This is a genomic window from Enterococcus sp. AZ095a (assembly GCF_050546735.1).
In the GTDB taxonomy this organism is placed as follows: domain Bacteria; phylum Bacillota; class Bacilli; order Lactobacillales; family Enterococcaceae; genus Enterococcus_D; species Enterococcus_D entomosocium.
Window position 1 is genome coordinate 2373126 of sequence record NZ_CP172953.1, and the last position, 19007, is coordinate 2392132.

The window sequence follows — 19007 nt, forward strand, 5'->3', positions numbered from 1 at the left end:
CAGCTGCTGCGGACGTTAATGAATATTTTATGATAGAATTGACGAAAAATTCAGCAAAAACTTCCTATTCTTTTTCAGTGTTCTGGACTACAATATCTTTAACATTAAAGAATATTTAAACGCTACGTCAGCAAAATTGTGCATTTCGACACAATAATTTGCTTGTTTTAGATGCTTTAGTATTCTAAGGAAAGGATGAAGCAAACAATGAAAAAAACATTTTCTTTGATTGGGACACTGACGCTCGTCGGTTTGGGGCTTTTGACAGGCTGTAACAATGAAAATGATACCTCGCAATCAACAAGCGAGCTAAGTCAGAGTCGTGTGTCTACTGAAAGCAAACAAAGCACGACGGCGCAAACGACTGAAAGCAGCTCCTTAGCGTCAAGCTCCACTTCAAAAACTTCAACCACAAGCCAGCAATCGACGGATCACTCTGACGCAACGCAAACAACAGCAAGCTCAGTATCCACCAATGAGTTTCCATATGCCGTTGATCTTTCCCAATATGGCCCTACACTGACTTTTCACTTCAACGGTTTCAATGTACCAGATACTGTCACGATTCAAAATACGACTCCAATGATCATTTCGATTCCCGACAGAATTAGTTATGAAGCACAAGTCGATACGATCGCGACAAAGGAGATTCGCATCTTTTCAGCAAATGACAATGGGATTCGTACAGTAAAAGTGAATACCCAGTTGACCTTTGCAAAAGAGATCACACCCAATAGCAATCCTGATTTTAACCAAAACCTGTATCTATTTACAAATAAGGAGGGTGGTCTATCTTTGATCACGCCGAACTATGCGGGAAATGTCAGCGATGACCAACGAGATGTGATGTTAGAAGTACTTCAATAAACGAAAAACAGGGAAACGAAGCACGCTTCGTTTCCCTGTTTCGTTACCCGATCATCACGGTTTCATCAGGATATTTGTAGCCAGCTTCTTGTTTGTTGGCTTTTTTCATCAATGAAAAAGCAACGGTCATGATGCCGACTCGACCAATGAACATCAAAAAAATGATCAAAAGTTTGCCAAAAACCGACAAGTAAGGCGTCAACCCCATGGTCAATCCCACCGTTCCAAAAGCGGAAAAAACTTCAAAGGCAATGGTTGGCAACCCAAAGTTTGGGGTTTGCGGCATACGCTCAGTGATCGACAATAAGAAAATCGCTACGAAGCATAACGTCAAAGTAAGAAAGAACAACGTAAAGGCACGCGATACAGCAGATTCTTTGATCGTGCGACCAAAAACTTCCGCTCGACTGCGCCCTTTCAATAAGCTGCGGATCTTGATGATCAAGACCGCAAATGTCGTTGTCTTCAATCCCCCAGCAGTTGATCCAGAGGTGCCGCCGATATACATTAAAATCATCGTCAGCATCAGGCCTGCTTGACTCATTTGTCCGTAATCAATACTGAAAAATCCCGCGGTTCTTGGGGTGACCGCTAAGAAGAGGTATTGGAAAAAACGTTCGATGACCGAGTCACCCGTGATCAACTGTGAATTGGCTTCGGTCAAAAAGAACCCTGCCGTTCCAAAAACCACCAAAACGATCATAGCGATCCATGCCAAGCGGCTATGCAGGGACCTTTTTTTGGACGCCGTATGCAGGAGATCGAACCAAACGAGAAAACCCAGACCACCTGCGATGATCAAGAAACTGACGACCCCCAGCACAAATGGGTCGTTTTGAAACCCTACCATGCTGTTGCCGAACAAATCAAACCCAGCATTACAAAAGGCCGAGATCGCATGAAAAACACTGTACCAAAGGCCTTGCTCCCAACCAAAACGGGGCACGAATGCAAAAGCCAGCAAGATAATCCCGCTGACTTGGATCAAAAAGGCGATCCGAATCAGGTACCATGCCAAATGGATCTCTCCAGACATCCGATCCAGATTCAATGATTCCCGCAAAATCATCCTGGTACTAAGATGGACTCTTTTTCTCGCCAAGATGTAAAAGAAGACGGGAATCGACATGAAGCCGATCCCACCGATCTCAATCAACATCAGCAAGATCCCTTGGCCCCAGAGATTGTAATGGTCGGCTACTGTCAAGGTCGAAAGACCCGTCACGCAAACAGCCGATGTGGCAGTAAACAGTGCATCTAAAAAGTTGGTACCTTCACCACTTTGGGTGACAGCCGGCAGCATCAGTAAGCCAGTTCCTGCCAATATCAACAAAACGAAGACCAGTGTGACGATCTGCGGAATCAAAAAGCGTTGCGATGCCAGCTTTTTTTTCAAACGATTTCTTTTTTTCATTTTCATTTCCTTTGACCTTTTGCAAAAACCAATGGCTTGGTAATCCTAGTTTATTGCAGTTGTTTTTCACTTATCATACCATTTTATTTTGATTTATTCTTCACTTTGATCATTCTTGTTACGTTTGCTCGTTCATTTTCTTCCAGCCGCATTTTGATTCCATAAATGGCTTCTTCCAGCTCGGGAATCGTCAAATATTCTAGGGCATTGACGCGTCGGCGAGTACGTTCGATTTCCCCTGCCATCAATTGACAGGTCTTTTCGATTTCCGTTAGCTCCAACAGCTTCGGCATGGCGTCGGTAAAACGGGCGACCGCATTATCTAACGGAACATTGGAATTCAAAAAGCCATATTCGATCGGCGCTTGCATCACCGTATCGTCATAATCAAAATGCATCACTGGCACTTCCACACTCATGATATTTTTCGTGGATAACTCAAGGGAGACCTCAGTTGCTGGTAAAATAAACATTTCTTCAATGTATTTTTCATTGATCGTGGCATTGGCTAAGCGAAATGCCTTCATGGCACGCTGCAATTGTTCTTCTACTTCTTTACGCAAGTGGTCATTCTTTTTGATCAATTCAATAAATTGACGCATGAGTTCGTCTTGTTTGTCTTTTAATAATTTATGTCCGCGTTTGGCTGTCGCCAATTGTTTGCTGAGGCGCGACAGCTCCATGCGGGTTGGATTAACGGTTTTTTGCGCCATTGTTCTCCTCTCCCGGTAAGTATTCCGCCAGTAAGGCATCGCTGATCCGCTTCAGTTCGACTTTTGGCAGCATCGCCAACAAGTCCCACCCTAATTCCAAGGTTTCGATAATCGAACGGTTGGTGCGGTACCCTTGGTTCAAGTATTCATTTTCGAAGCGTTCTGCAAATTTGGCATAGGTTTTATCTACTTCCGACAATGCCGATTCTCCTAAAACGACTGCCAATTCCTTGGCTTGCTTTCCTTGAGCATACGCAGAAAACAACTGGTTCATCGTTGCGGCATGGTCTTTGCGTGTCTTGCCTTCGCCGGTCCCTTTATCTTTTAACCGTGACAATGACGGCAAGACATCGATGGGCGGCTGGATGCCGTTTTTATACAAATCACGAGACAAGATGATTTGTCCTTCGGTGATATAGCCGGTCAAATCGGGAATCGGATGGGTTTTGTCATCTTCTGGCATGGTCAAAATCGGCAGCTGGGTCACTGAACCTTTCAAGCCGCGAATCCGTCCAGCACGTTCATATAACGTGGATAGATTGGTATATAGATACCCAGGATAGCCGCGACGTCCTGGCACTTCACGACGAGCAGAGGAGATCTCCCGCAAAGCTTCACAGTAGTTGGTCATATCCGTCATGATCACCAAGACATGCATGCCCTTTTCATAAGCCAAGTATTCGGCCGCCGTCAGTGCCATTCGGGGAGTAGCGATCCGCTCGATCGCTGGGTCATTGGCTAGATTCATAAAGACGACAGAATGGTCGATGGCGCCCGTTTGACGAAAATCTTCCATGAAATATTCAGCTTCTTCAAAGGTGATCCCGATGCCAGCAAACACAACAGCGAAATCATCTTCTGAATTCAACACTTGTGCTTGACGCGCAATTTGCGAAGCCAATTCTTTATGAGGCAGACCAGATCCAGAAAAAATCGGTAGCTTTTGTCCCCGAACGAGCGTATTCAAGTGGTCGATCGATGAGATCCCCGTTTGAATAAACTCATCAGGATAATCCCGCGCTGCTGGATTAATCACTTCGCCGTTGATGTCCATAAATTTTTCTGGGACGATCTCTACTCCGCCATCTTTGACCCGACCTAAGCCGTCAAAGACTCGCCCGATCATTTGCTCGGAAACGCCTAATTCCAAAGGATGTCCTAAAAAGCGGACCGCAGATTCCCGCAAATTGATCCCGCCGGTTCCTTCAAAAATTTGGACCAACGCTTTGTCTTCTTGGATCTCAAGTACTTGTCCTTGCCGCGTTTCGCCGTTTTGCATGCGGACTTCGATCAACTCTTCGTATTTGACACCGGAGACGCGATCGACGGCCATCAATGGTCCGACGACTTCTCCAATCGTTTTATATTCCTTGATCATCAGTGCGGTCTCCTTTCTGTAAAATTTCTTTCATCGTTGCTTTGATCTCTTGATGCAAAGCAGGAATTTTTGCTAATTCTGCTTCAGGCAGGTACTTCATACGTGCCACTTTGTCTCGCAATTCTTCGGTCCCTACATAGATTTCTGAAAGATACGCACCTAGTGTCAACGCATCTTCCGCTTCTTTGTGGAGCAGCAAGATCGTTTCCAGCATTTTGAACTGCTTTTCACGAGAGGTAAACGTATCAACGTCGTCAAAAGCGTTTTGCTGCAAGAAATCTTCTCGCAAAGACTTGGTGGTTTCCAGCAATAACTGATCTTTTTCGGATAAAGCGTCGATGCCGACAAGTCGAACGATCTCTGACAACTCAGATTCTTTTTGCAGCATCCGCATGGCTTCTGTTACTTGTTTGGACCAATCTACTTGCATTTGTTGGTCCAAAAAGGCACCCAATTCGTTTTCGTATAAAGAATAGCTCTTCAACCAATCGATCGATGGAAAATGACGCTTTTGCGCTAAGGTGGCATCTAAGCCCCAAAAGACTTTAACGACCCGCAACGTATTTTGGGTAACTGGTTCTGAAATATCACCGCCTGATGGTGAAACAGCGCTGATGGCAGTGATGCTGCCTTCTTGATCAGAACCTAAGCAAATCGCTTTTCCAGAACGCTCATAATACTCTGCCAAGCGGCTGCCTAAGTAAGCCGGATACCCTTCATCCCCGGGCATTTCTTCCAGACGACCAGACATTTCCCGCAGTGCTTCTGCCCAACGTGAGGTGGAATCCGCCATGATCGCCACGGAATACCCCATGTCTCGGAAGTATTCCGCAATCGTGATCCCAGTATAAATCGACGCTTCCCGAGCGGCTACCGGCATATTGGAGGTGTTAGCGATCAACACGGTTCTCGCCATTAAAGATTCACCACTGCGAGGGTCGATCAACTCTGGGAACTCGTTCATTACATCGGTCATTTCATTGCCGCGTTCGCCGCAGCCGACATAGACGACTAGGTCGACATCCGCCCATTTGGCGATTTGGTGCTGAACGACAGTCTTCCCTGCACCAAAAGGTCCTGGAACGGCTGACGCCCCGCCTTTAGCGATTGGAAAGAAGGTGTCGATTACTCGCTGGCCAGTAATCATTGGTTCGACTGGATTCAGTTTTTGCTTTACAGGACGACTATGACGAACGGGCCATTTTTGCAGCATCGTGAAAGACCGTTCTCCTTTGGGGGTATCTAAAATATAAATCGTTTCATCGATCGTAAATTCCCCCGCATAAACAGCCTTGACTGTTCCTGAAACGCCATGAGGAACCATGATCTTGTGATTGATCAACGGTGTTTCTTGCACGGTGCCGATGACCATCCCGGTACTGACTGCCGCGCCGACTTCCACGGTCGGTACAAAAGGCCACTTTTTCTCATGATCCAACGCAGGCAATTGCACCCCACGCGTCAAGAAGTTGCTTTGGGTGACAGACATGAAGGTTTCTAAGGGACGTTGGATGCCATCAAACATTTGTGACATGATCCCAGGCGCCAATTCTACGGATAGCGGTTCACCGGTGGTTTCGACTGGTTCACCAGGTCCGATCCCGGACGTTTCTTCATAGACTTGGATCGAAGCGACGTCGCCGCGCATTTCGATGATCTCACCGACCACGCCTAAATCTCCTACATAACAGATATCTTCTAAACTTGCATGGCCCATATTTTTGGCTAACACCAATGGACCGGATACTTTAATAATTGTTCCTTTTTCCACAACATCGGCTCCTCTCTATAGTATGTTTTGCCCAACTGCTTTTTCGACATTTTCTTGAATCATTCGTTTGCCGATTCCTCGGGAACCATCGTAATCAGGAATCAAGATGACTGCAGGTGTCATTTTTTGTTGGACTTTTGCTAATTCATCGGGAATCAGCTCGGCACATTTTTCAGTCAGGTAGATGATCGTACTGTTCTTCATTAATTTTGCCAGCGCCTGCTTCACTTCTTTTTCTTCCGAGGCATAGCAGACCTGAAAGCCAAATAGTTGAAAAGGAATGACGGATTCTTTCTCGCCGATCACGCCGATTTTATGAGTCATAGTGCCGCATCCTTTCTCTGATTTGTTCTTCCGTAAAGCCGCTGCGTTTGCCTACCAGCAAGATACGCAGATTTTGCAGTTCCAAAACCTTAGCATTCAAAAATGCGAGTAAAGGCAGTGGTCCTAAAGCATCTGTTTGGGCTTGGCCATAGCTTTCTGTGATCAAATTGTCTTGTAAAAGTGCCAAGCCAGCAAAGTCGATCACCTGTTCATGAATCAAAGGCCGCAATACTTCCTGATAATTACTTTCTAATAAGAAGGCTAAAAAGTCACTATAGGACGCATCCGCAAACGCTAAAAATTCTTCTTTCGGGATACTGCCGACACTCACTAAGACTGCCTCCATAAAACTGCGCGATCGTTTTTGAAGTACACAACGTGCGGCGATCGTTAGATTGGTCAGATCGATCATCTTGATGACAGCTTCTTGTAGCTCAGGGATCTTGATTTCATCTGCCAGTCGCCGTTGTTCATGTAAATACCGGCGATCGTAAATGATATCGATGCCTTGTAGCACGGCGCCGCCTTCTAAGTACTCCCGCACTTCTTGGATCGTAGTCACGATTTTCTCAGGCAATACCTCTGAGGTTCCCGTTTTGATGGCGGTCCGACACTCATCGATCGTGTAAAAACCATCTTCGATCAGTAGATGATCATAATCTTTTCCAGTGACTGACTCTTTGGTCAAGACTTTTAGATTATGGAAAGTAAAAGGCATCATATACAGTCGGAGGATCTCTTGATCAGGAACCAGCTCGGCCAATTCTTTGATCGTCTTTAACAATTCTTCATCGAGATAGGTTTCGAATCGTTCATGAAAATCTGGCTTCAAATAGCGTTGATAATGAGTCTGCCGCAAGACAGCTTCGACTTCAGCAAACCCTTTTGCCGCAATCATTTGTTCCACTTCTTGCGGCTTTAACAACGTCATCTCTTTCAGCCGAATGATTGGATTCAATTGATGATAGTTCCTCATGGATCAACCTCCTTGTTGTATGATCTGCAACCACCGTTCTCGGGTTTCTTTCTTGTATTCATCAAGCAGTACCTGATAGGTAAAATTGTATTGAATGCCGTTGTCATCTACCAAAAAGCCCGCTTCTGTCAATGGTGCGCCTGCTTTGATTTGATACGGTAGTTTTGATTGACAAGACGTAAGCCAAGCGGCATCTAGATGGGCTGCTTGCTCAGGACCAGCGTGGAAGGTCACCGTCCCACTGATCGGCAACTGCTGCAGCACATTTTCAGCAAATGACTGCAGCTCTTCTGGCGTCCAGGCAACCATTTTTTGATACGCTTGCTCAAAAAGTTGTGTCAGGTATTCGTTTTGTTTCATCATTTGCTGCTGCTTAGCGGCACTTGCTTGGCGATTCAGGGCTTGCTGATAATGTTTTTCGGCTTGCTTTTTTGTTTGCTGGGCACGAAGCTGCAAGTCCGACTCTTTTTTCGCCCAGTCACGTGCCATCGTTTCACTGATCCTAGCACGTTCAGCGGCAGCCAAACGTTCCCGTTTTGTCTGCGCTTCTTGGTCTAGTTCAGCAATCATTTTGTCGATTGCGTCCATATCTTCGCCCCCTTTAAATCGTTCCTAAAAGTAAGAAAGAAATAACAAAACCTAAGATGGCATACATCTCAACCATTACTGAGAACATGACCCCTTTAAAGAAATGCTCTGGTTTCTTCGCTAAAATTTGAATCCCAGCTGCAGCGACCTTCCCTTGGGCCATTCCTGAGAATAAGCCAGTAAAGGCAACTGGCAGTGAGGCCATCAAATACGCCATACCAGTCACTGTCGACATTTCACCACTTAAGCTACCATAGATCATAAACGCAATAACGAATCCGTATAGCCCTTGCGTTCCGGGAAGTAATTGTAAAATCAAGGCTTGTCCAAACTTCTCCGGCTGATTCGTCGTTAAGGCTGCCGCTGCTTCACCAGTTTGGCCCACCCCTTTGGCTGAACCGATCCCAGAAAAGATCGTAGCGATCCCCATTCCGATAATTGCAAACACCATACCACCATTATTATTAATTAAGTAATCAATCATTTATTGTCTCCTCCATTTTCTTTATCAAAATCAACGTATTTCTCACTTGGCTTGAAGGTTTCAAATTGGCGCCCCCCACCAGTGAAAAATTTTCCGAAAAACTCTACATATTGTAAACGTGCGGCATGCACATATGCACTCAGTAACGATAAAAAGATGTTTAAAGCTTGTAGGACAACCAATAAGAGAATGCCTACAGAAAAACGAGCGGCTGGCGGCAAGTAGCCCACCAATAAGTTGAAAGCTGCTGCGATACTCCCACCGGAGATCCCTAATGCCATCAAGCGGCTGTAGCTGACAAAGTCGCCGATGTAACTGGTCACACCGTACAAGTCATACAACCCTAAAAAGAAGCCGCCCACTTTGGTTTTCCCTTTCAGAATCGGTACCACGATGATCAATAAGGCACTAAAGCCTGCTAAAATCAAGCCGACGGTTGTTAGTGCTGGGACATCGATCAAAAGATTGCCTGCGGCTGCCACTAAAAGACCACTCAAAAGTCCTAGCCACGCAAAGCCATCGTTGACTGCACCTAAAAGATCCTTTTTGCGGATATTTTCTTTGGCTGCTAAATAAAGGCCAGTAAACAGTTGGATCCCACCAAAAATCATGGATAGACCAAAGATCGCCATAAAATCTTCGGAGGGTGATAAAAGTTGGAAGGGCAATGTAGCGCCAAAGAAAGAGCCGTAGACTGCGCCCCAAATCATAGTTGGCACGGACAAAATCTGGAACAATTTCAGAAACCGTTTGGTCCCTTTGGGCAAACGCATGGCGTGCAGCCCGATCGTGGTCGCTACAGCCATTAATGCACCATAACCTAAGTCAGCCACCATCATACCAAAGAAAACATAGTAAAAGGGCGTCATCCATGGGGTTGGATCGATCTCATCGTATTTTGGCAGGCTGTACATCTCCGTCAACATTTCAAAGGGTTGAATAAACGAGGCGTTTTTTAGCTTCGTTGGCACTTGATTAGCAGCGATCTCCTCTGCAGTGGGTTCTTCAAACGAATAGTAAATCTCGTTGGCAAAGGATTCTTGGACCATTTCCGCCACTAACGGTTGATCCTTTTCTGCGATCCAGCCGCGCAAGAGGGCAAAGGTCTGACCAGCTGCTAAGCGCTGTTGCATCATTGCCCGATTCTCACGAGTCAAAAACAGTTCTTCCGCTTGCTGTAACAGGATCAGCCGTTGTTTGTGCTGACTGATTTCTGTAATCAGTTCTTTGCGCTGCTGGGTCAAGGAAGTCAACGCTTGTTTCGCGTTTTGCAAAACCACTTTTGGTGATTCGGATGTTAGACCGGTTTCTTTCTTCACCCCATATCGGTGAAACAATTGGAACACTTGCTCTTCGATCGCTGCTAAAAATAGGCAGCTGAAATTGACTTTTTTTGGCTCAGAATAGATCACTTCGATATGAACCTCTTCCAATTGTCGCAAGGCTTCAGCTAGATCTTCCCAGCGTGGGCCTTCGACACGCCCAGCAAAAAAACTTGTATGAGCAGGTGCTTCGATCTCCAACGGCACGTCAAGATTTTGCCACTGTGTCGCCCATTCTTCCGTCTGCGTCGCTGCTTCGATCGCTTCGATCGTCTCTACCCAGCGCTCTTGCAAATTCTCGACTTCAACCAGCTCCGTCAATGCTGCTGCTTCATCGAAGCTTGTTTCAAAGTCCGACAGCCGCAAGGCATCTCGTTGCCATTCTATGCCTTTTTTCGCATCACCATTTTGGCGAATAAAGCGGATTGCTTCTTGCAGTCGACGAATCATTGGTTGGTGAGAAGCACCTTCTGGGGTGGCTCCTGCAAAAAATTCCCGTAGCCAAGTTTCGTTCGCTTCCTGCTCAAATACGTTCTCGATTTCAACAAACTGCATCGTTTGCAGCTTCGTCAATACCCTTTCTTGGTAGTGCTTCGGGGTGATCAACGTTAGTTTATTTAGTTTGGTTACTGCCATAAGTTCCGATCACTCCTTCAACGATCTGTTGAACCGCTTGCTCTTGGAAGCTTTGCATATTTTTTTGGTAACGATCTAACACTTGCTGGGTCTCTTTTGCCAGCTGCTGCTTTTGTGCTTCTAGTGACTGTTGCAACTGGTCTTCGACTGTTGCTTGTTCCTGAGCAAGGGCTTCTTCCAAAGCGGAAGCCCGCTCTTGCAATGCTTGTTGCTGCTGCGCTTCTTCCGACTGCAGTTCTTTTTTCAAAGCGAGCAATTGCTGTTCATTGGCTTCTTCTGCTTCTCGTAAACGAGTCAAAGCTTCTCTCATCGATTTCCCTCCCATAGTGATTTATATTCTCAACTGAAAAATAAACAAAAAAAGCATACCTCACGAAGAAGTATGCTGATAACAAAAAAAAGGCCAGCATTCCTCCAAGAATGTTTGCCTCACCCCTTGGCAAACCTGATCCTTGAAGCATAAAAAATGCTCAACCTTTGTCTATTTTATTTTTCAATTCCTGAACTATTATAGCAAAAAAAAATGTTTCCTTCAAGTAGAATCGTTTTTTATGAGAAAAAGACGATTTCTACTATTGTATGTTCGCTCGTAATTCCACTGCTCTTGGCTGTCCGAATAACCCTTACTATTCGTTCAGTCTCTTGGGGACTTTTCACCTAACATTTGTCAGTGATCGGATTGTTCTTACTAAATTGAAATCGGTCAAAATCAATTTAAGCCTTAGAATGGTCTGAATGAAGAACGTTGAGATTTTTTGAAAATGCTAGACATCATTTGATTGGTACCAAAAAGGAGATAACAATTCCAACAACCCATTCGATCCCTGACAAATCTTAAGTGAGAAGTTCGCTTATTTCGCTTCTCTTTTTATCGATGGCAGCGGTTGGCCCTTTTCTTCACAAATGAAATAACCGCCTCGGTAAAGGCATGTATAAATCTTACCAGGCTCCATTGTTAGAGGAAGCCCATTTTTTAAATACATCGGTTTTCTTTCCATTGTGCTCACCTTGTCTTTCGTGGGATAATAAGTCAAAATAAAAAACAACAGCTATTTCTAATCTTATCTTCAAGATTACCAAAAAATAAACTAATTTTCTAGTTTTTAATCAAAATATCGCAAATATATTGAATATTTTATAAAAAAATGGATATTTATCTGAGAGCGTGTGTAAAGAATGAACAGGAGGAAAAAAGGATGTCAGATGAACGTTGGTTTCAAATAAGAAGAAAGCGAAACATCGAATTGGGAATTTGTTTGCTCGTCGTCCTGCCGATGGTCTATGGCTTATGGTTTCAACTGGCTTTTTTGATTCATTACATGTCGTTTTTGTTTCTGGTTGCTGTCTTTACTGCAATCTACGAAGGAATTCGTTGTATCTGGGCTTTCATTAGAAAAAAACGATCTTGAGAAAGCTTTGCTCTGCTATAATAAATGAAACGAGCAGAGAGGAGTGCTTCTATGAAACGAATCATTATGGCTTGTGACTTACAACATACCCCCAAAGCTTTACAAGAATCCGCCCTTTCTTTTGACCCCTTTATCCCGGATTCTCGAAGTGTCGCAGAACTTTTTTATTCGGCCTATCATGAAACGACGGATGACGAAGGGGAATCGATTGCTGACTGGCAAAGAGAGCTGAGAGAGACTGCTGACGGAAAATACGGTCCCTTGAGTCCAGAGCTTTCTTTTCGGTTGCAAATGGATAATTATCCTATCGGTGCCGTAGTAACCAGCACGTTTCAAGAGCTTCCCCTGCTATTATTTGTTGTTATGAGCGCAGCCTTTAAAGGCAAAGGCTTATCCAAGCTAATGATGAATGAAGTGATCCAACGAGCAAAAGCCATGGGACTCACTCACCTTTATCTGGTAGTGACGGTTGAAAATCAGCCAGCCTACAAGCTGTATGAAGCATGCGGTTTTTCCTTTGCAGGTGAAAGCTGGGCTGATCTTTCCCCTTAGCTAGGCTCGCAAGTTATCCGTGTCATTTTCTACTATTTGAAAAGGAGCTTCGAACCAATGAATGAACGACTAGCTGCTGCGATCCAACTGCGGGCTGAAAAAAAGCTGCAACAATCAAATGAACAATTGATTCAATTAGCTGCCGAAAATCCCCAAGATGCCTTTGTCCACTACCAAACGGCTTGGAGTTATGATCTTTTAGGGGAAGAACAACAGGCAATTCCTTATTATGAACAAGCAATCGCGTTAGGGTTATCAGAAAACGACTTGCCAGATGCCTACCTAGGTCTAGGCAGCACCTATCGTGCCCTCGGCAAGTATCAAAAAGCCGAAGAAGTGTTTTTACACGCGATACAGCTGTTTCCAAAAAATCATGCTTTGCAAACCTTCTATGCCATGACACTGTTTAATCTAGCCGAGTATGAGCAAGCCGCTGAACGATTATTGACCCTGCTTGCCGAAACCTCTAGCGATCCAGACATCCAGTCTTACCGACAGGCACTTTTGTTTTATGCGGATAAACTCAATGAGACATGGGGTTAGATGTTTCCGTCGGATCAATCAAGCACTCCCTTCTCGATTAAAGAAAGGGAGTATTTCTTTTTTCCTGTCCCTTAATTACTCCTTCGCTATCAGCGCTTTGCTGAATCAATAGCCATCGACTTTCCTATGGTCCTTTTTCCTTCAATCAATACCAAACATCCATTATCGAAAATTTCGATAACAAAACCAATTGACGAGTACGGTCAAATTTGCTAATTTATCTATGCTTTTTTTATCAATATTTTGGAGGAATGACTATGCCCTTTATTGTCTATTTTTTTCTATCCTTATTGATTATTTATATTCCGACACCCACACTTTTGCTATTTTTTCAAAAACTTGCCTCCCAGCATGACAATCTGACGGCTTTTAGCAAACTTTTTCTATTATTGATGATCTTGCTGGATTATTACTTAAGCTATTATTGGTTGAAAAACTGCAAGGTCAAAAAAGCGCACTACCTTTATTTAGTCTTTGTCAATGTCTTCGAATGGCTGATCCACTTCTATCTTTATTCACGATTTGAAACGATCAATCTACTAGTCATTTTGTTGTTCCAAACCGTGCTACTATGCTGTATGATCTTTTTTCCTGTCTCGGAGAAATTTCGCTCATTCCTTTTTACCTAAAAAAAGAGCATCCTTGGTTTCCACATAAAAAATCAAGCTTCTCAATCGTTTCTTTCTAAGAACGGATTTACACGATAGCCCACCTTTGTTACGATTGATAAAAAGGATGTGTTGTGATGTCATTGATCGTCTTGATTGGCGCGCAAGCGGTAGGAAAAATGACTGTGGGGAAAGAACTGGAAAAACGGTTGGATGCAAAACTATTATTCAATCACCAGACCATTGATCTATTTGCGAATTTTCTTGGCTATAGCCCAGCAGCATTTGCTTTGTCTAATCAAACGCGGATCGAACTCTTCAAAGCCTTTGTTCATAATGAAGCCAATAATACGACAAAATCAATCATCTTTACGGTCTTGATTGATTTCGATCAAGCGGGAGATTTAGCTTTTTTACAAGAGATCGCCCAGCTATTTACCGATGCCCGACAAGAGGTCTATTTTATCGAATTAGTGGCTGATATTGAGGAACGTTTAAAGCGCAATTGCCATGAGGACCGTTTAGCCGCAAAGCCGTCAAAAAGAGCGCTGGCTTTTTCTAGAAATGAGCTTTTGTCTTCGTATGAAAACTATCGCTTAGAAAGCCTGCCACAGGAATTAACTACCCTTTTCCCAACGATTCCTTCGCTGAAAATCAACAATACCCACTTGTCACCTGATGAAGTGAGTCAAAAAATTATTGCCCATTTTTCCTTGACTTAAGTGCCAAAGAAACGCCATTATCAAGCTTTGCTTCAATACGAAAATGTCTATTGACTTTGACGCTGCGTCAAGCGGTATCCTCTAATCAAGAGGAGGTGTCAAAATGAAAGTTTATGTTATGCCAATGTTTTACCAAATGAAGACAAAAGATATTGTGCAATCATCGAAATGGTTCACAGAAATCTTGGGTTTCCAGTCATTGTATCAGTTTCGCAATCAAGAAAATCAAGTGATGATGGACCACCTGCGTCTTGCTGACTACCAAGATTTGATGCTGATTGCAGCAGAAGCGTTCACTGTTGGCGATGGGGCAATTTTGAATGTAGCGATGAATGATCTTCAGAATATCGCTCAGAAAATTCCCTCAAAGTGGATCGTGGAACCTTTGATGGAAAAGCCTTGGAATGCCCTTGAAATGACCATCAAAGACCCCAACGGTTATTTGTTTACCCTAACAGAGGCAATAAGAAAAAACGAATCAGACTTTCAAACCTTGATGGACCAAGCCAAGGATTATTTTCAATAAAAGGAACCGAGTAAGAAGAATTGCTTTCTTACTCGGTTCCTTTTTATATAAAAACTTGATTCTGGCAGCAATGACAAAAAAAACGACCCTTTCCTAGAATTACCTAGCGAAACTTTTTGCCCTATCAGATGTACCAATACACCGCTTTAGTATATTTTTAAGTATTGAAGGTAATTATTAACACACCTAACTCAGAACATGTTACACTAAGCGAAAAGGGGGATTTCCTATGGAAAAGAAATCGCAGCTTCCATGGTACAAGCGTAAAAAATTCTACCTTCCAGTTGCCGTCGTCCTCGGCGTGATTGGGTTTCTTCCGAGTCTCGTTTCTCTTTTCGGGGTATCGATCGATGATGAATTCAATCCTGATTACTATTCTGATCCGAATGAACCAATGTTTAAGAAAAAGCAAAACTGACTGTTGCGATGCCGTATGTAGGTTTTTTGACCAACAAAAAAAGAGCAATCACTCGCTGTTGTGTTTGCTCCTTTTTTAAAAGGGATTCGGCATACCTACGCACCTTGACAGGGTAAGCTGTTTGGGGAGAGGGCGTTTGAATGCGCGAATGAACAGTAACTTATTACGTGAAACCACTTATACTTTTTTCCTGTTAAAAAATCAATTGCTAACCAATCACAAAGGATCGATTATTTGAAGAAAGAAAAAACGTTAGCCATTAGTTCTACAACTTCCCAGGGAAAACTAAAAAAATCAAACATCCATTTCTCCTCCTTTAATTGACTTTCTTCAAGTTTACCCGCAAAATAAAGCTGTAACATATTTGGACTATTTTTCCGTCCACTTTTTTTAGGAGGGATTTTTTGAAGGCCAATGACTTGTTAAAAGAGTTACGAACGGAACGAAATATCTCACAGCGAAAATTGGTTGAGAACATTTCAGAACGCAGTACACTGGCAACCTTTGAACAAAAAGGGCATCGCATCGCCTTTGATATTTTGCACCAATATTTGGACCGCTTAAATGTCACCTTAGAGGAATTTGAGTATCGCTTGGATGACAATCAAGTCAGCGAGAAAAAACAGCTATCCAAACAGTTGACCACCGCTTACTATGAAAGCAATTATTCTGAAGTACTCTCTTTGATCAACAAAGCCCAAGCACTGTATAAAACCACGAAGGATTTTTTCTATTATGTATTGTATAGTCAATTCTTTTTGATTTTAGAGAAAAAAGGCGTAGTTACCGACGAGGAAGAACGTTGCATCATCGAAGCGACCATCAAGAAATACTTGGAACGAATCGACACGTGGGGAAAGTTTGAAATCTCCTTATTTACCAATCTGCTTTTCCTTTTTTCTGACGAGTACATCTTGTATCAAATGAAACACCTGAATAAAAAAATTTTTTACAGCAATACGCTAAGTATCAATTATCAAATCTACACAAAATTGCTGACGAATGCGGCTTTCTTGTTTATCGATCGCAAAAAACCTGCCGAGTTGGCGCATGTGCTGACGTATCTAGCCGATCACCTGCCGCCGGACAATGATCGTATCCGCCTGATGATTCGTTATTTCGAAGGCATTTACGCCTTGTTCCAAGGAGATCGTACGCTGGGAATGGCCACGATTGAAAAAGCCTTGGACTATCTGCGATTTATTGGACAAGAAGCCTTTGCCAAAGAATTAGAGGTACTGGCTCATAGTATCTAAAAAAACCTGCTGCTTCCTCTCAGTAAGAGAACGACTCTCTTACACGGAGGAAACAGCAGGTTTATTTTTTCTTAAAGTAAATGCAATGCTTCTTTCCAGAGCAAAACTCGTTTGACGGAAGCATTCAAATCAGCTTCCAAATAGCGGCCATCTTCAACCGCTTGTACGACAAAGGGGATCTGTTCTTGGTAGGTAGATGAGATCACTAGATCATTTCCCGCCTGCAACGCCTGTAATGCGGCTTCATTTTGCGGAATGAACTCAGAAAGTCCTGCCATATCCAAGTCATCCGTCATGATGACCCCTTCAAAATGCAATTCATTTCGGAGCAACTCATGCACGGGTTTTGAAATAGAGGCGGGTACAGTGTTATCGATACTATTGACAATCGTATGGGCCACCAAAATACTATCGGCACCAGCCTTGATCCCTGCGGCAAAAGGCAGAAAATTCGTTTCCCGCAGTGCAGATAGCGGGCGGTCATCGGTGACGATGGCGACATGCGAGTCACGATTGTTGCCATAGCCGGGAAAATGCTTCAAGGTTGACCCCACGTGGTGTTTCTGCAAAACATGAACCACACGTTCTACAAACGCACTCGTGCCCTGCGCATCCATGCCAATGGTTCGGTCGTAGATAAAGGACTGCGGATCAGTGGAAACATCGGCAACGGGAAACAGCCCGGCATTGATGCCATACGCTTTTAAAATTTCCGCTTTCTTTGCTGTATCTTCTTCGATCGCCGACCATCCACCTTGGGCATATAGCTGTTGTGGTGAGAGAAAACGCTGATCCGTAAGGTTCGGATTGCGGCTGATGCGAGTCACCGTGCCCCCTTCTTCATCCATACCGATCAACAGCGGAATGGCGCTGGCTGCTTGGTAATCTGAAATTTTCTGTTTCAAGCTCTCCGCCGTCTCATTTTCGATATCACGGCCGAATAACAGATAGCCGCCAAAGTGATAGTTTTGAAGTTCTTCGATTTGATTGCTTTCAGGTACACGGACAAAAAACAATTGCCCGACCTTCTCCTCCAAACTCATCGTGGCGATTTTTTCTTCTATTGCCTCTTCTGACTGTTCTTGCGTGGAAGTTGAAACAGAAGGTGACGTGGAAATTGAGGTGGTTTCTTGGCTTGCACTGCTTTCTTCCTTTGTTTCGTCTCTCGAGCTGCTTTGCTGGATCACGGATGACTCCTCCGTTTGCTGTTTTTGCTGTTCTATCACCCACTTCATCCCTCCCATTGCTGCTAAGACCAAGAAAAGAAACAGTCCCATAGCGAGTCCTTTTTTATTCATAGGTTCACCTTCCCCTCTAAACAAGTTATTGAGAATGACTAAGCCCATCCTTAGAAAGAAAAAGTGAACCACTGACGAAATATTCGCAGATGATTCACTTCAATGGATGTTATCGTTCTTTTTTACTCGTTAAACGAACCGTCGGATCAGCCGTTTGTATGGTACCGCACGCCCTACGATGTAAATCAACGCAGTTTGTATCGGGAACATGATGACTGCTTTTAGCAAGCGGACCGACCAGATGGCCCAGCTTGTCAAAGGAATATTCAGCATCATAGCTAACCAGATCGGAGTTAAGATCAAGGTTATCAAAATAGTATTTAACAAGACGACCGTTGCCGCTCGTTTTAATGTGACTTCTTTCCGATAGAAGAAGTAGCCATAAATCAGTCCACCAACAAAGGCATTGATGGTAAAGCCGAAAAAGTAGGCTGATTTTGGAAAAATCACCATTCCTGCGATATCGGCTAATGAGGAGCCAACTGCGGTCCAAAACGGACCAAACAGCATACCCATGATCAGCTGTGGTACAAAGGAAAATGTGATTTTGATATAGGAGGTTTCAAACCCCAAGATTTGCGACAAGACCACCATTAAGGCAATCAAAAGTCCCATGACCGCAATCATGTGTGCATCGACTTTTCTTTTCATAGCGAGCATCTCCTTTTAGAGTTGCTACAAATTCATGCAGCGAATGCGAAAATAAAACCGCGAACGAATGATCGTTCTTCGTCCGAAAGGCAACATCCCATCCTTTCAGCACTTAACGCTTTATTTCCTACTCTGATTTTTTTTAGGTATTGCTACCCAGACACACTATAGCATACAAGCGCGGACTGCTACAATTTTTCTTGCTTATTTTCTTGTACAAAATCTGCCAATGTTCGCTTTTCTTTTTTTGTGCATCAAAAAAACGCTTTTCTCATGTGAATCTTTCTACCACCAGTAAGTGAGCAGGAAACATTCTCAAAAAAAGCGTTCATTCCTGTTTCTTGTTTCCTTTCATGCTTTATGACAAATTATCCAATCAGATTGTCATTGATCAATACCGATTTGATGTCGCGTAATTGATGATCGATAGCAAGCTGTTCATGGGTCATCGTTGCGGTGACCTCTTTCATGGCATGCATTTCTTCATTCAATTCGTTGATGTTCGTTACTAATTTGTTCAATGCTTCAATAATCAGTTGATTGTTATCCAT

22 protein-coding genes, 1 riboswitch and 1 other annotated feature are annotated in these 19007 nt (G+C 43.6%); of the genes, 9 read left to right on the plus strand and 13 right to left on the minus strand.

Annotated elements, in window-relative coordinates; all coding sequences use genetic code 11:
• Positions 1-207: 207 nt before the first annotated feature.
• On the plus strand, positions 208-867 hold the full coding sequence (locus IGJ26_RS10925) for a hypothetical protein (RefSeq protein WP_194199521.1): 660 nt from the start codon (positions 208-210) through the stop codon (positions 865-867).
• A gap of 43 nt (positions 868-910) precedes the next feature.
• Here the strand turns inward: IGJ26_RS10925 and IGJ26_RS10930 are convergent, their stop codons facing one another.
• From IGJ26_RS10930 to IGJ26_RS10975, 10 genes are all read right to left on the minus strand, one after another.
• Positions 911-2287, minus strand: a complete 1377-nt coding sequence (locus IGJ26_RS10930; protein ID WP_121261853.1) for a TrkH family potassium uptake protein — start codon at positions 2285-2287, stop codon at positions 911-913.
• 77 nt (positions 2288-2364) lie between these two features.
• Positions 2365-2994 (minus strand): V-type ATP synthase subunit D, encoded by a 630-nt coding sequence (locus tag IGJ26_RS10935; protein WP_008378868.1) that lies wholly within the window; start codon positions 2992-2994, stop codon positions 2365-2367.
• Positions 2975-4372 (minus strand): V-type ATP synthase subunit B, encoded by a 1398-nt coding sequence (locus IGJ26_RS10940; RefSeq protein ID WP_061054381.1) that lies wholly within the window; start codon positions 4370-4372, stop codon positions 2975-2977. The genes IGJ26_RS10935 and IGJ26_RS10940 overlap by 20 nt, the downstream gene beginning before the upstream one ends.
• Positions 4356-6143, minus strand: a complete 1788-nt coding sequence (locus IGJ26_RS10945) for a V-type ATP synthase subunit A (protein WP_086296975.1) — start codon at positions 6141-6143, stop codon at positions 4356-4358. Before IGJ26_RS10945 ends, IGJ26_RS10940 begins: the two co-directional genes overlap by 17 nt.
• Before the next feature lie 15 nt (positions 6144-6158).
• Positions 6159-6467, minus strand: coding sequence for a V-type ATP synthase subunit F (locus tag IGJ26_RS10950; RefSeq protein WP_005225570.1), 309 nt, complete (start codon positions 6465-6467; stop codon positions 6159-6161).
• On the minus strand, positions 6457-7443 hold the full coding sequence (locus tag IGJ26_RS10955; protein ID WP_194199520.1) for a V0D/AC39 family V-type ATPase subunit: 987 nt from the start codon (positions 7441-7443) through the stop codon (positions 6457-6459). The genes IGJ26_RS10950 and IGJ26_RS10955 overlap by 11 nt, the downstream gene beginning before the upstream one ends.
• Positions 7444-7446: 3 nt before the next feature.
• Positions 7447-8031, minus strand: coding sequence for a hypothetical protein (locus tag IGJ26_RS10960; protein ID WP_194199519.1), 585 nt, complete (start codon positions 8029-8031; stop codon positions 7447-7449).
• Positions 8032-8044: 13 nt separating this feature from the next.
• Positions 8045-8515, minus strand: coding sequence for a V-type ATP synthase subunit K (locus IGJ26_RS10965; RefSeq protein ID WP_005225567.1), 471 nt, complete (start codon positions 8513-8515; stop codon positions 8045-8047).
• The gene (locus IGJ26_RS10970) at positions 8512-10473 is read right to left on the minus strand and encodes a V-type ATP synthase subunit I (protein ID WP_194199518.1); all 1962 of its coding nucleotides are present in this window, start codon (positions 10471-10473) and stop codon (positions 8512-8514) included. The genes IGJ26_RS10965 and IGJ26_RS10970 overlap by 4 nt, the downstream gene beginning before the upstream one ends.
• Positions 10451-10783: a hypothetical protein gene (locus tag IGJ26_RS10975; protein ID WP_008378883.1), complete on the minus strand. Its 333-nt coding sequence runs from the start codon at positions 10781-10783 to the stop codon at positions 10451-10453. The genes IGJ26_RS10970 and IGJ26_RS10975 overlap by 23 nt, the downstream gene beginning before the upstream one ends.
• A 112-nt stretch (positions 10784-10895) precedes the next feature.
• Positions 10896-10949 (minus strand) — a sequence feature (sodium ion sensor (DUF1646 type); this cis-regulatory element may regulate processes involved in with the transportation of sodium ions).
• A 720-nt stretch (positions 10950-11669) separates the two neighbouring features.
• Between IGJ26_RS10975 and IGJ26_RS10980 the strand changes: the two genes are divergently transcribed.
• From IGJ26_RS10980 to IGJ26_RS11015, 8 genes are all read left to right on the plus strand, one after another.
• Complete coding sequence (locus IGJ26_RS10980) at positions 11670-11882, plus strand: hypothetical protein (protein WP_008378885.1); 213 nt, start codon at positions 11670-11672, stop codon at positions 11880-11882.
• A 24-nt stretch (positions 11883-11906) separates the two neighbouring features.
• Entirely contained in the window at positions 11907-12434 is a 528-nt protein-coding gene (locus IGJ26_RS10985; protein ID WP_016613544.1) for a GNAT family N-acetyltransferase, read from the plus strand.
• A 57-nt stretch (positions 12435-12491) separates the two neighbouring features.
• Positions 12492-12977, plus strand: coding sequence for a tetratricopeptide repeat protein (locus tag IGJ26_RS10990; RefSeq protein WP_008378889.1), 486 nt, complete (start codon positions 12492-12494; stop codon positions 12975-12977).
• 257 nt (positions 12978-13234) lie between these two features.
• Positions 13235-13606, plus strand: coding sequence for a hypothetical protein (locus IGJ26_RS10995; RefSeq protein WP_008378891.1), 372 nt, complete (start codon positions 13235-13237; stop codon positions 13604-13606).
• 116 nt (positions 13607-13722) lie between these two features.
• Positions 13723-14307: an AAA family ATPase gene (locus IGJ26_RS11000; protein ID WP_008378893.1), complete on the plus strand. Its 585-nt coding sequence runs from the start codon at positions 13723-13725 to the stop codon at positions 14305-14307.
• Between the two features lie 103 nt (positions 14308-14410).
• Entirely contained in the window at positions 14411-14833 is a 423-nt protein-coding gene (locus tag IGJ26_RS11005) for a glyoxalase (RefSeq protein ID WP_005234855.1), read from the plus strand.
• A 229-nt stretch (positions 14834-15062) separates the two neighbouring features.
• Positions 15063-15251, plus strand: coding sequence for a hypothetical protein (locus tag IGJ26_RS11010; protein WP_005234854.1), 189 nt, complete (start codon positions 15063-15065; stop codon positions 15249-15251).
• A 404-nt stretch (positions 15252-15655) separates the two neighbouring features.
• Positions 15656-16507, plus strand: a complete 852-nt coding sequence (locus tag IGJ26_RS11015) for an Rgg/GadR/MutR family transcriptional regulator (protein ID WP_008378897.1) — start codon at positions 15656-15658, stop codon at positions 16505-16507.
• A gap of 71 nt (positions 16508-16578) precedes the next feature.
• On the opposite strand, the gene IGJ26_RS11020 is transcribed toward IGJ26_RS11015, so the two are convergent.
• From IGJ26_RS11020 to IGJ26_RS11030, 3 genes are all read right to left on the minus strand, one after another.
• Entirely contained in the window at positions 16579-17805 is a 1227-nt protein-coding gene (locus tag IGJ26_RS11020) for a glycoside hydrolase family 3 N-terminal domain-containing protein (protein WP_194199516.1), read from the minus strand.
• Between the two features lie 129 nt (positions 17806-17934).
• Positions 17935-18465 (minus strand): folate family ECF transporter S component, encoded by a 531-nt coding sequence (locus IGJ26_RS11025; RefSeq protein ID WP_005234846.1) that lies wholly within the window; start codon positions 18463-18465, stop codon positions 17935-17937.
• 26 nt (positions 18466-18491) lie between these two features.
• Positions 18492-18593: riboswitch (THF riboswitch) on the minus strand.
• A 231-nt stretch (positions 18594-18824) separates the two neighbouring features.
• Positions 18825-19007 carry a hypothetical protein gene (locus IGJ26_RS11030; RefSeq protein WP_005225550.1) on the minus strand — a complete coding sequence of 61 codons (183 nt, stop codon included), beginning with the start codon at positions 19005-19007 and terminating at the stop codon, positions 18825-18827.